Genomic DNA, 12,222 nt, shown 5'->3' with positions numbered 1-12,222 from the left:
GGGGTACGTATGAGGTGCGACATCGGTTCTAACGGGTTCACCAGGCACAATGGCGGCGTGAACACCAAACTGTGCCCCTGCGGGACCGGTCAGTCCTATGTGGACTGTTGTGGCGCACTGCACTCCGGCGCCCGCAAGGCGGCCACCGCCGAGCAGCTGATGCGGTCGCGCTACAGCGCTTTCGCCGTGTCCGATGAGGACTACCTGCTGCGGACGTGGGCCGCGAAGCACCGGCCTTCGAGTGCCGGGATCGACCCGACCGACCGGTGGCTGAAGCTCGAGGTCCTGGCGACGGAGAACGGCGGCCTGCTGCAGAACGAGGGGGTCGTCGAGTTCCGCGCCCACTACGTCGGGGGCGTGGTGCACGAGCGCAGCAGGTTCATCAGGGAGAACGGGCAATGGGTCTACGCGGAGGCGCTGTGATGAAGGTCGGGAGCCGGTTCAACGGCCCGCCGGGGTCGGGCAACGGCGGCTACTCGGCGGGCCTGCTCGCCGCGCACGTCGACTCACCGGCCGTGAGCGTCCGGTTGCGCAAGCCCGTGCCGCTGGACCGCGAGATGCAGGTCCGCGACGGGCAGCTGCTCGACGGCGACGTCGTGGTCGCGTCGGCCGAACCCGCCGTGCTCGACCTGGAGGTGCCGCCCGCGCCGACGTTCGACCAGGCGCGCGAGGCCGCCGCGAAGGTGCCGTGGCGCGACCGGCACCCGTTCCCGACGTGCTTCGGGTGCGGTCCCGGCCGGGAGGACGGCATCGGCGCGCTGCTGGGCCCGCTGGACGGGCGCGCCGAGTGGGCGGGCGTCTGGCGGCCGGCCGGCGCGCTGCCCAACGACGGGGCCGCGGTGCTGCCGGAGATCGTCTGGGCCGCGCTGGACTGCCCGTCGGCGCAGCCCGTCGCCCCCGACGGAGGACCCGCGTTCGTGCTGGGCACGTTCGTCGCCCAGGTCGAGCAGCCGGTCGAGCTGGGTGTGGACCACTTGCTCCTCGCGTGGGAACTTGGCCGGGAGGGGCGCAAGGCGTACTCCGCATCCGCCATCATCGGACCTCACGGTGTGTGTGGACGAGCGCGGGCCGTGTGGGTCTCGATCGGATGAGATCAAATAACCCGACTGGGTGACAGCTGTGCGGCGCGTCTTGATAGCGTGCACGACCGTTGCCCGCTTAAGCCGAAAGGGCGAGTGAACGGGATGGCACGGAGGTGATCAGGCGCTTGATGGGCCGACGTGCCGCCGCCCATGGCGACCAGCAATCGCAGACCCAGAGTCCGGAGCAGTTCACGAGCACTGCCCACGACAAGGATCTCTACCCCGCCGAGCAGCCCCCGGCAGCGGCGCCGCCGCCGGAGCCACTGCCCCAGCGCACGCCGTTCGCGGCGAACTTCGTGGGCGCCACGCTCGTGGTGTCCGCGCCGGAAGGTCCCGGCCAGGGCGCGACGGGTCTCGCCCGCACGCTCCCGGTCGACCGCGGCCGGACCGTGGTCGTGGTCGACTTCCCGAGCGGCGACCAGACCACGTTCTGGCCGCACGTCGTGAGCGCCCTGAGCGGTCGCGGGCCGATCAGGCTCGCGGTCTCGCACGCGGGCTCGATGCGCCCCACCGCGCCGGCTCAGTGGCTGGCCGAGCAGCTCCAGACCGAGGTCGTGGCGCCGGACGGGGTGCTGACCACGGTTCCGGGCGCCGCCTTCGTCGTGGGCACGCAGGGCTACGGCAGCTGGGTGCGCTTCCAGCCGAACGCGTCACCGATGCCGTTCGGCCGCCGCTTCCCGGTGCCGCAGTGGGAGGCGATGGACCCGAACTCGCCGTGGCCGACGGGCGAGATCGGCATCTCCGAACCCATTCCCGCCGGGCTCTGGCTGCGCGCGCAGCAGCCGCCGTTCGACCCGGCCGCCCAGGACTCGCGCCCGATCGTGGCGCTGCCGTGCCGGGAGAACGTGCTGACGGTCGTCGTCGGCGGCCCCGGCCAGTCGGCGATCCCGACCGACGAGGTGTGCCGGCTGCTGACCGCGCTGCCCCAGGCGGCCCGGTCCCGCGTGCGGCTCGTCCCGTACGGGGTGGACGCGTCGCTGGGACGCCAGGTCGCCGATCAGCTCGGCGAGTCGATCGCGATGTACACCGGCCTGCCGGTCGGCAACCTGCGCGCCGGCGGCCCCGCGGTGATCGCGGTCGACCCGCGCGGACAGCAGACGTGGCGCCCGTTCGTCACCGAGGTGACGTTCACGCCGAACGAGACCTTCCCGGCGGTGTCCGGCTATCGCGCGCCGGTGCCGGGACTCGCCGAACTGTCGCCCGGTGTGTTCTCGCTCGGCGACGGTGTCGTGCTGGAGGTCGTTCCTTCCGGCCTGTGGGTGCGTGAGCACGACGAGCCGTACAACGCGGCCGAGGTGCGCTCTCAGCCTGTTGACCCGGAGTGGGCACGTCTGACCGTGGGCACGCCTGGGCGCACGACGCCCGGTGCGGTCGCAGTGCACGGTGCTGCTCTCGTGGAACGTCTGGAGCCCGAGGTGCGCAAGCTGCTGCGTCTCGTCTTCTGCGACTCGAAGGTGTCCGCACCGCCGCCACCACCCCCGCCCGCTCCGGCGACCAGCCCCGCGCAGATCGCCTCGGCGCAGATCGCTTCGGCGCAGATCGCCTCGGCGTTGGGCGCGGCCAAGCAGGCGTTGTCCTCACGTGAGCCGAAGGACGGCGGCACCGGTTTCTTCACGCCGGTCACGCCGGCCGAACCGGAACCGGAGCGGCCCACCTACGCGAGCATGGACCCCGCTATCGCAGCCGTGACGACGCACGTGCTCGACGATCCGGACGAGGCGGCCTTCCCGTCCTCCGACCCGGATGCCGCGGCCGTCAGGTTCCGCGTGGACGGCCCGCTGCCGTTGCAGCCGCTCGCCATGTGGGAGGTTCCGGCGGAGACCAACGGCGAGCGCGAGACGGTGCTGCCGGACCACAGCAGCTCGGACAAGGAACGCGACACGGTCCGCAGGGCACTCGGTGAGCGGTATGGCGTGCACGCGGCGACGGTTTGCCGTTTGCTGGCCCAGCGCCCCGACGCCGAGGAGGATCCGACGGCGTTCGAGGCCATGGTCACCGACCTGACGGCGTTGCTCGCGTGCGTGTCGCAGGACGAGGAGATGGTCGTCGAGACACTCCGCACGGGCCGCCTGGGCCGGTTGCGGCCGTACGTCGCGTGCATCGTGTCGGGCCTCAACCGCCTGCCCGTGCACAACGGTGTGGTGGCGGTGTGGGGCGTCAACGGTCCTACCGGCCCGCGCCGCTACCGCACCGGCGACGTGCTGGTGGAGCACGGGCTGCTGGACGCCGTCGCGAACCCGGCCCAGCGCATCGAGGGCGTCACCGAGTACCTGCTGTGGTCGGTCACCGGCCGCCGGGTCGAGGTGGCGGACCGCGTCGCCGTGGCGACCGAGGAACGCGTGCTCTTCCCGCCCGGCACGCCGTTCCGGGTGCTGGCGGTGGCCGAGGCCGAGGGCGATCACCCGCAGCAGGTGCTGTTGCAGGAGATGGCCGGCGCGGCGGCGGACCAGGAGATCGCGGCCCTGCGGCCGAGCGTGCTCTCGCAGCTGGAACGCGCGGCGGCGAACCTGCGCGTGCTGCCGGTCTCGCACCAGGTGCCCGCGCAGACCTGATCAGTGCTCCGCGCCGGTTGATCGGACTTTGGTTGTTCGGTCGCGGGAACCGATCGTCACCAACGTCGCCGCGGTAGGTCTGGTGTCGGCACCTGCGGAGGTGCCGGCAACGGAGAGGGGACGGCGATGGGTGCGAGGCGACGGATTTCGGTGGCCGCGGCGGTGTTGGCGGCGGGTTCGGCGGCGGTGGTGTCCGCGGCGCCGGCGCAGGCGACGGTGTTCGAACGTTCTTTCCCTGGGATCAGCATCTTCGAACACACCTGCAACCCCCGGCCGAACGACACCGTGTGGGTCGAGATCAGGGGCCATGCCGCGGGCAACGACAACTACGTCAGCGAGGTCCGGTACAAGAACTGGAGCGCCTACCGGATTCTCATCCACCGCGTGGTGGTGGGTGCGAACGGCCAGTACGTGTACCCGCCGACCAGGGAACTGTCGCCGTTCAGCGAGGTCGTGTACCCGGTGAACCGCAGCTTCCCGGGCAAGATGACGGTCGTGAACGACATGGTCGCGCCGGAGTCCGCCGGCGAGAACTGCGGCGGCAAGGGCGGTAACACGCACGCGTTCAGCCGGCCGTGACCCCGGCCGGGTGCCCGCCCACCGGGGACGGGCACCCCGGCAGGGCGGCGATGCCGGGAACGGCGGCCACAGGAAGGCCGCGTGATCCACCCGCGGTGGCCGCAGTGCGATCGGCCGGGGCGAAGGCGACCGCTCGCACGACGCCGGTGTGCCTCCCCGGCAACCGGACGCGGGCAGTGCCCGCGGCACGCCTGAGACGTCCCGCCGACGCCATCGGTGCCAGGCGCGGCGACCGTCGTGCCGCCACCGGCTTCGGGGGGTAGCAGCCTGGCTCACCGCCCGGCCGGACCCACCCCGCCGCGGTCCGGGATCGACATGCATCGGCGCCGCCGGATCCGGGGCCGGGCTCTTCGCGCTGCCATCGTTCCCCCACCCGGATGTCGACCGCTGACAACCCTCGCCGCACCGCGCGCGGCGAGGCCGCGGCCACGAGTCGGAAAGGTGTGCTGTGCTTGCTCATCTCGCCACGACCGCACTGCTGCTCGTCGTGCCCCCGCCGGGCCACGCCCACGACGTGGGCCTGATCGCGGGCCGGGGTGCGGGCGACGTCAACGACACGGCCGGCCGCTTCGCGGTGCACGCCACCGACCTGGGGGTGATGTGGCGGGACAGCCGCGGCAGGGTGGCGATCGCGTTCGGCGACACCTACGGCGCCGGCTGGGGTGGGCACGGGGCCGGTCCGGAGACCGCGGACTGGCGGTTCAACACGCTCGCGCACTCGACCGACCACCACCTCGCCGACGGGCTGAGCATCGACTCGATGGTCACCGACCGCCCCGGCCACGCCGCGCAGATCCTGCCCGGCGACCCGTCGGTGCCCGAGGTGACCGTCATCCCGACCGCGGCGGTCGCGGTCGGGTCGCGGGACTACCTCCACTACATGTCGGTCCAAAGCTGGGGACCCGCGGGCACCTGGACGACCAACTACGCGGGTCTCGCCCACTCCGACGACGGTGGGAGGACCTGGGCGAAGCCGGACACCGCGCGGTGGGCCAACCGAGGTGGTGGCAGCGCGTTCCAGCTCGGCGCGATGGTGCGCCGGGACGGCTACGTCCACCTGTTCGGCACGCCGAACGGCAGGCTCGGCGACGCGTACGTGAGCCGGGTGCCGGAGCACGAGGTGCTGAACCTCGCCGCGTACCAGTACTGGACCGGCTCCGGCTGGCGGACCGGCGCTCCCGGCAGCGCCGTCCCGGTGATGTCGGGTCAGGTCGGCGAGCTCTCGGTGCAGTACAACTCCGCGCTCGGCCGGTGGGTCGCGCTGCACCTCGACGAGAACCGCGCGGCCATCGTGGCGCGCACCGCACCCGATCCCGCGGGACCGTGGACCGGCGGTCAGGTGGTCGCCGACGGGAAGGACCACCCCGGGCTCTACGGCTCGTTCCTGCACCCCGACAGCGCCACGAGCCCGGTGCTGCACTTCGCGATGTCGCGCTGGGACCCGTACCACGTCCGGCTGATGCGTCTGGACAGCGTGCCCGCTGACGGGAACGCCTTGCAGGAAGGCGGTTTCGAGCATCGCACCGGTGCGTGGCGGAGCACCGGGCAGGGCGGCGTCGACCACGGGCTCGGGCTGGCGCGCACGGGGGCGAACAACGGCTGGGTCCGCAGCACCAGCGGCTGGAACGACCTGTTCCAGCAGGTCGTCGTGCGGCCGGGCACGCGCTACCGGCTCAGCGGCTGGGTGCGCAGCTCCGGCACGACGAGCGACGGCTACTTCGGCGTGCGCCGTCCTGGTGGTGGAGGCGTTGTCGCCGAACAGGAGTACGGCTCGCTGCCCTCCTACGGCCGGCTCTCGGTCGAGTTCACCGCCACCGACCCGCGGGCCGAGGTCTTCACGGGCATCTGGGCGCGAGACGGGCAGGACACCTGGGCGCAGGTCGACGACCTGCTGCTCGAACCGATCGGCTGACTTGGGGGAAGGAACGGATGAGGAAGACATCGATGGCCGCGGTGATGGGGATCGCCGCCCTGGTGACCGCGACACCCGCGAGCGCGGCGCAGTGGTGCCTGAACGGCTCGGCCTGCTTCCACACCGGCGACGTGGGGCAGGTTCTCGTGGCGCAGAGCGAGAACTGGCACAACCTGACCGGTCCTGCCGCGGTCATCCGCACGATCGTCAACAGGCAGCCGGAGGGCGATGACGCGTGCGTCGCGTCCGGCCTCGACGGGTCGGGTCAGCGGTTCTGCGTCGACGGAGGGGACGAGGGCACCGTGCCGTCCGGGCTGATCGCCCGATCGCTGCGCGGATGACGGACAACCACCAGGAAGAAACCGTGAGCAAGGGGGAATTGTGAAAACTGTCAACAAGTTCGGCGTCGTCTTCGCGGCCGTGGCCACGATGTCCGCGTTGACGTCCACGACGACGCAGGCCGCGCCGGCGGTGACCCGGTCCACACTCGATCGGCTGATCGCCGCCAATCCCGGCGCCCAGCAGACCTCGGCGAACTCCGTGCGGCTGGCCAACGGGGTCGAGGCCGTCATCCGCGAAGCGGGACCGTGCACGGGCGGCTGGCTCTGCCTCTACGACTCGCACAACTTCAGCGTGTCCGGACGTCAGCTGGACCTCCAGAACTGCGGCTTCGTGAACATCGGCGACATGGGGTGGAGCGACAAGGTCCGGTCGTACCGGAACTACAAGCCGCAGGGCACGGTGTCCATCTTCATGAACTGGACCGGCTCGAGCTGGCAGGAGGTCGAACGTTCCACCGCGGTGCAGGAGAAGCCGTACGTCGACGACGCCTACAACGCGGACGGGGTCTGGGTGTGCTGAGCAGGTGAACAACGGCCGGGCAACCCGTGGAAGGCTGCCCGGCCGTCGTTCACGACCCTGGGTGCGGGCAGGGCGACCTGAAGTCCACCCCGGGGAAGTGCTCACCCCACTGGTCCGGGGTGAGGGCCGGGAGGTGCTCGCAGACCCAGCTCGCCGCGCGCTCGGTGTCGGTGTCCCAGAGCCGGGTCGTGCGGTCCTCGCCGCCGGTGGCCAGCGCCCGGTCGCCGGGGCGGAACGCCACCGCGTAGAGCCGGGTCGGGTGTCCACTGAGGACTGCCAGCTCGGTGGGGGCCGCGGGGGTGCGGAGGTCCCACAGCCGCGCGGTGTTGTCGGCGCCGGCGGTGGCGAGGGTGCCGCCGTCGGAGCTGAACGCGACCGCGTGGACGGTCTCGGTGTGCTCGGTGAACCTCGCGATCTCCTCTCCGCGCCGCCGGTCCAGGAGGTTCCACAGCCGGACGGTGTGGTCGCCGCTGCCGGTGGCCACGGTGTGCCCGTCCGGGCTGAACGCCACCGATTTGATGCTGTCGGTGTGCCCCTTCAGCGACGGGAGCTCGGCCGGGTGCGACCGGTCGGTCAGGTCCCACAACCGGACGACGCGCCCGGTCGTGCCCGCGGCCAGCGTGCGCCCGTCCGGGCTGAACGCCACGGACTCGACGTTGTCGTGGTCGGTGTCCTGGGTCAGCACCGCCAGCTGCCGCGGCTGCCGGGTGTTGGTGACGTCCCACAGCCGCAGCGAGTGGTCGGCGCTGCCGGTGGCCAGCGCGGTCCCGTCCGGGCTGAACGCGACCGACTGCACCGCTTCGGTGTGCGCGTTCACCACCGCGAGCTCGTGGAGGCGCTGCGGATCGGTCAGGTCCCACAACCGAGCCGTGCGGTCGAGGCTCGCGGTCGCGAGAACCCTGTTGTCCGGGCTGAAGGCGACCGAGTTGATCGCGGCGGTGTGCACGGTCGACAGGGCCAGCCGCCGGGGCCGCCGGGGGTCGGTGACGTCCCACAGCCGCACGGTGCCGTCGTAGCTGCCGGTGGCCAGGAAACGGCCGTCGGGGCTGAACGCCACGGTGTAGACGGCGGAGTCGTGCCCGGTGAGCACCGGGCAGGGGAGGTCCCACAGGCGCACCACGCGGTCGAACCCGGCCGTGGCCAGCGTCCGGCCGTCCGGGGTGAACCACGCGCTCAGCACCGGACCGGTGTGACCGGACAGCACCGTCAGCTCGTGCGGACGGCGCGGTGTGCTGATGTCCCACAGCCGCACCGTGCGGTCGAGGCCGGTGGTGGCCAGCGAGCGGCCGTCGGGGCTGAACGCGACCGCGTGCACCGAGCCGGCATCGACCTTGAAGGCCGCCAGTTCCTCCGGGCGCACCGGATCGGCGACGTTCCACAGGTGGACCGTGTGGTCCGCGCCGACGCTCACGAGGACGTCGCCGTCCGGGCTGAGCGCCAGCGACCCCGGCTTGTCCGTGGCGGTGACCACCCTCGTCAGCTCCCGCGGCGCACGCGGATCAGCCACGTCCCACAGCCGGATGGTGCGGTCCCAGCCGGATGTCGCCAGCGTGCGTTCCCCCGGGCTGAACACGACCTTGGTGACGGCCGCGGTGTGCCCGGTGATGGTCCCGGCCTCCCGGACCCCGCGCGGATCGGTGAAGTCCCACAGACGAACCGTGTGGTCCATGCTCGCGGTGGCCAGCAGAGCGCCGTCCGACGTGAACGCGGACGACACGACAGGGCGTTCATGTGCTGTGAGCGTCCTCATCTCACCGGGGCGGCGCGGATCGGTGATGTCCCACAGCCGGACGGTCCTGTCCTCGCTCGTGGTGACCAGCACCTCGCCCGACGGGTGGAACGCGAGCGACCAGACCGTGCCGGTGTGCCCGGTGAGCACGGCGAGCTGGACCGGGTGGCGCGGGTCGGCGATGTCCCACAGCCGCGTGGTGCGGTCCGCGCCCACCGAGGCCAGCAACCGCCCGTCGGCGCTGATCGCCAGCGCCTGGACGATGTCGTCGTGACCGGGCAGCCGGGTGGCGACCGGGCCCGCCGCCGCGCTGAGCAGGCTGCTGCGCGCCTCGACGGTCGGCGCCACCCGGAAGGCCGCCAGGCCGAGCTGGGCCGCGAGGCCCGAGTCGCTGGTGCGCAACGACGCGGCCTCTCCCGCGACCTTCTGCGACAGCGCGACGTTGCGTTGCCCCGCGATGGTCCGCCCGGCGTCGAGCGCGTAGCCGAGGGTCCCGGCGGCCACGACGAGCAGCGCCGTGAGCACACCGAGGAGCTGCCGCAGCCGCCGCGCCCGCCGCCGGGCCGCGGCCTGCTCCGCCGAGTGCGCGGCGGCGCTCGAGCTCAGGAAGTCCTGCTCGGCGGGGCTGAGCAACGCCCCCGAACCGGCCCACTCCCGTGCCACCTGCAACCGGACGCCGCGGTAGAGCGAACCGGAATCGCGGTGCAGCGCGAGCCACTCCGCGGTCGCCTCGGTGATGCCGCGGTGGACGCGCAGCCCGTCGCGGTCCTCCGCGAGCCACCCGCGCAGCCGCGGCCACGAGCGGATGAGGGCCTCGTGCGCGATCTCCACGCCGTCCCGGTCCAGCACGACCAAGCGCGCCGCCGCCAGGCTCTCCAGCACCGCCCGCGTGTCCTCACCGGCGAAGTCCAGCTCCGCGCGGCTCACCCTGCGCTTGGTGTCCTCCGTGCCCTGCCCGAGCGCGCAGAGGCGCAGGAACAGCTGCTTGGCGATGCGCTGCCGTTCGGCGGAAGATCCGCGAAGACGGCCTCGGCGGTGTGCGCGACCGCGTGCTCGACGCCGCCCGCGGCCTCGTACCCCGCCAGGGTCAGCGTGGTGCCCCGCCTCCTCCGCCACGTCTCCAGCAGCGCGTGGGACAGCAGCGGCAACACCCCCGGTTGTCCGGAGGCCTCGGCGACGATGCGCGTCACCAGCGCCGTCTCGACGGTGCACCTCGCGCGGACCGCGGGTTGCACGACGGCGAGCCGCAGCTCGTCGGCCGTCATCGGCCCGACCGTGACCTGCCCGTCGCGCAGCACCTCGACCAAATCGGGATGCGTGGTGCAGTGGGCGTAGAAGTCCGCGCGCACGCCGAGCACGACCCGGCACCCGCTGTTCCCTGCCCGCGCCGCCGTCAGCAACTGGTCGATGAAGCGGACCCGTTCCCCCTGGTCGCGGCAGAGTGTGAAGACCTCTTCGAACTGGTCGACCACGAACACCAGCTCGGTGGTGTCCGGCACCACCCGCCGCACCGAGCGGTGCAGCCACCGGCTGTCCTCCGCGGGCGGATCCGTCGGCGCGCCCGCGTACCGGCCGAGGTGGATCGCGCACTCCTCCAGCGGGTGCGCGCCCGGCGTGAACAGCACGACCGGGCCGGGCCAGCTCGGGACCAGCCCGGCCCGCAGCAACGAGGACTTGCCCGAACCCGAGGCGCCGACGACCACCACGACGCGGTGCTCGCCCAGGCGGGACACCAGTTCCCGGATCAGCGCTTCCCGCCCGAAGAACCGCTCGGCGTCCTCGGTCCGGAACGCCGCCAGCCCCACGTACGGCGAGGTGCCGGGTTCCGCGGCGGGCTCAGGTGGTTCCAGCTCGGCGGCGACCTCGCGCCAGCGCTCCTCCCACTCGTCCTCGGCTCCGCCGCAGGCCCGCACGTACGCGCGCGTCACCTGCAGGCTCGGCAACCTCCGCCCCGCGGCGGCCTGCGACAGGACCGCCGGCGAGTAGTGCGTCTCCGCACTCAGCTCCCGATAGGTCGGCGAACCCGCCCTCTCCCGCAACAACCGCAGGTCGCGGGCGAATCGGAGCAGTGCGCTGTCGCCCGCGTCCAGCGGGCGTTCTCGTCTTGGCATGCCACACCCCCAGACCTCCGATTGTCACGAATCCCGCGGCTCCCGTCCCGCAAACGGCGATGACGCCGCTGACCTGGGGCGTCGCCGTGGGGCGCGGTCGTTCGGCAGCCGAGGGCGGTGCGGAAGCGGCGCCCGGCAGAGCACGTCCTGGTGGAGCGCGGGACCGGCGTACGGTGTGCGGAAGTGAGCTGGAATCGATTCGGTGGGGAGCCGGTGCCGACCGCCCACCTCGGCATCCGCTACGCCGAACCGCCCGTCGGCCCGCTGCGCCTCCGCCCGCCGGTGGACTGCGACGGCGAGCCGGCAGGTCGGTTCGGCGACGCCCACACCCTGAACGTCTGGACGGCGGCGGGCGGTCCGGCGCCGGTGCTCCTGTGGGTCCACGGCGGCGCGAACACCGTCGGCTCGTCGGCACAGCCGGAGTACGCGGGCGACGTCCTCGCGAGCCACGGCGTGGTGTTCGTGAGCTGCAACTACCGGCTGGCGCGGGACGGGTACGGCGTCGTGGAGGGGTTTCCGCACAACCGCGGGCTGCTCGACGTCGTGTCCGCGCTCCGGTGGATCCGGCGCAACATCCGCGGATACGGCGGAGATCCGGGCAACGTCACGGTCGCCGGCCAGTCGTCCGGGGCGCAGACGGTCGCGAGCCTGATGGTGATGCCCCTGGCGAGAGGGCTGTTCCACCGGGCGGTCGCGCACAGCCTGGCCGGCCGGTTCTTCACGCCGGAGGAAGCCGCGGAGGTGCAACGAGCCGGGGAACCGGGGGTCGTGCACTACCAACCGGTCGTGGACGGCGACACGCTGCCGCGATCACCGCTGGTGGGTCCGTACGGGGTGGACCTCCTGGTGTGCCACACCGAGGACGAGGACGCCGAACTGTTCCAGCGGCCGACCACCAGGCTCGCCGGCGAGCACGGACGCGCGTTCCGTTCGGTCTACGCCAGGACACCGGCGCACCACGGCGCCGACGTGCCGGACATGTTCCGCGGCGACATCGCGGCGGCCTGGGCGGGGTTCGCCCGCGACGGCGATCCCGGCTGGCCACGGGACCAGGTCAAGCGCTGGGTCTAGCCCGTGTTTCAAAGGTGAGGTGATCGGCGGCGTGTCGGTGCCGGAACGTGGCGAGGTCTCCGGTAAGTGGGTTAGCGACCAAGCAAACCTGCAGTACCGGAGACCTCGTGGCCAGCGTAGCGGCAGCGGGGCGGGCCGACCTGACCGACGCGCAGTGGGCTGTGTTGCAGCCGCTGCTGCCCGTCGGCGCCAAGCCGGGCCGCCCACCGAAGTGGAGCAAAAGGCAGTTGATCGACGGCATCCGATGGCGGGTGCGCGTCGGTGCCCCGTGGCGCGACATCCCGCCCGACTACGGTCCCTGGCAGACCGTGTACGGGTTGTTCCG

At 72.6% G+C, this 12,222-nt stretch carries 10 protein-coding genes and 1 pseudogene; 9 read left to right on the top strand and 2 right to left on the bottom strand.

Annotation, left to right across the window (positions count from 1 at the left end; translation table 11 throughout):
• The first annotated feature begins 57 nt into the window (after positions 1-57).
• The 7 genes from BMW88_RS25360 to BMW88_RS25330 all read left to right on the top strand — a co-directional run bounded on the left by BMW88_RS25360 (position 58) and on the right by BMW88_RS25330 (position 6,986).
• Positions 58-423, top strand: coding sequence for a YchJ family protein (locus tag BMW88_RS25360; RefSeq protein WP_089954787.1), 366 nt, complete (start codon positions 58-60; stop codon positions 421-423).
• Entirely contained in the window at positions 423-1,091 is a 669-nt protein-coding gene (locus BMW88_RS25355; RefSeq protein WP_089954784.1) for a hypothetical protein, read from the top strand. The genes BMW88_RS25360 and BMW88_RS25355 overlap by 1 nt, the downstream gene beginning before the upstream one ends.
• Positions 1,092-1,210: 119 nt before the next feature.
• Complete coding sequence (locus BMW88_RS42085) at positions 1,211-3,634, top strand: hypothetical protein (protein WP_177221296.1); 2,424 nt, start codon at positions 1,211-1,213, stop codon at positions 3,632-3,634.
• Positions 3,635-3,760: 126 nt separating this feature from the next.
• Entirely contained in the window at positions 3,761-4,213 is a 453-nt protein-coding gene (locus BMW88_RS25345) for a 60S ribosomal protein L26 (protein ID WP_143116234.1), read from the top strand.
• Positions 4,214-4,661: 448 nt separating this feature from the next.
• A complete protein-coding gene (locus BMW88_RS25340) occupies positions 4,662-6,125 on the top strand; it encodes a glycoside hydrolase family 183 protein (protein WP_245778040.1) in 1,464 nt (487 codons plus the stop codon).
• A gap of 17 nt (positions 6,126-6,142) precedes the next feature.
• Positions 6,143-6,466 carry a hypothetical protein gene (locus tag BMW88_RS25335; RefSeq protein ID WP_143116233.1) on the top strand — a complete coding sequence of 108 codons (324 nt, stop codon included), beginning with the start codon at positions 6,143-6,145 and terminating at the stop codon, positions 6,464-6,466.
• A gap of 40 nt (positions 6,467-6,506) precedes the next feature.
• The gene (locus BMW88_RS25330; RefSeq protein WP_089954776.1) at positions 6,507-6,986 is read left to right on the top strand and encodes a peptidase inhibitor family I36 protein; all 480 of its coding nucleotides are present in this window, start codon (positions 6,507-6,509) and stop codon (positions 6,984-6,986) included.
• A 49-nt stretch (positions 6,987-7,035) separates the two neighbouring features.
• On the opposite strand, the gene BMW88_RS25325 is transcribed toward BMW88_RS25330, so the two are convergent.
• Both BMW88_RS25325 and BMW88_RS44350 read right to left on the bottom strand, forming a co-directional pair.
• Positions 7,036-8,736 (bottom strand): WD40 repeat domain-containing protein, encoded by a 1,701-nt coding sequence (locus BMW88_RS25325; RefSeq protein WP_342715220.1) that lies wholly within the window; start codon positions 8,734-8,736, stop codon positions 7,036-7,038.
• A 39-nt stretch (positions 8,737-8,775) separates the two neighbouring features.
• Positions 8,776-10,826 (bottom strand): annotated as a pseudogene (locus BMW88_RS44350) (nSTAND1 domain-containing NTPase); the annotation flags it as partial.
• 183 nt (positions 10,827-11,009) lie between these two features.
• On the opposite strand from BMW88_RS44350, the gene BMW88_RS25320 reads away from it, so the two are divergent.
• Together BMW88_RS25320 and BMW88_RS25315 are read left to right on the top strand one after the other, a co-directional pair.
• Positions 11,010-11,897: a carboxylesterase family protein gene (locus BMW88_RS25320; protein ID WP_143116232.1), complete on the top strand. Its 888-nt coding sequence runs from the start codon at positions 11,010-11,012 to the stop codon at positions 11,895-11,897.
• Positions 11,898-12,004: 107 nt separating this feature from the next.
• Positions 12,005-12,222: transposase (locus BMW88_RS25315; RefSeq protein WP_143116231.1), on the top strand; the 218-nt coding region annotated here is incomplete at its 3' end.

It is taken from the genome of Lentzea xinjiangensis (genome assembly GCF_900110955.1).
Lineage (GTDB): Bacteria > Actinomycetota > Actinomycetes > Mycobacteriales > Pseudonocardiaceae > Lentzea > Lentzea xinjiangensis.
Note: the sequence above shows the minus strand (reverse complement) of the source record. Positions and strands in the feature narration are given on the sequence as shown.

What these genes read in the sequence shown, in the direction of transcription:
- BMW88_RS25355 (WP_089954784.1), top strand. Translation starts at nt 423, where the DNA reads ATGAAGGTCGGGAGCCGGTTCAACGGCCCGCCGGGGTCGGGCAACGGC.
- BMW88_RS25345 (WP_143116234.1), top strand. Translation starts at nt 3,761, where the DNA reads ATGGGTGCGAGGCGACGGATTTCGGTGGCCGCGGCGGTGTTGGCGGCG.
- BMW88_RS25325 (WP_342715220.1), bottom strand. Translation starts at nt 8,736, where the DNA reads ATGAGGACGCTCACAGCACATGAACGCCCTGTCGTGTCGTCCGCGTTC.
- BMW88_RS42085 (WP_177221296.1), top strand. Translation starts at nt 1,211, where the DNA reads ATGGGCCGACGTGCCGCCGCCCATGGCGACCAGCAATCGCAGACCCAG.
- BMW88_RS25335 (WP_143116233.1), top strand. Translation starts at nt 6,143, where the DNA reads ATGAGGAAGACATCGATGGCCGCGGTGATGGGGATCGCCGCCCTGGTG.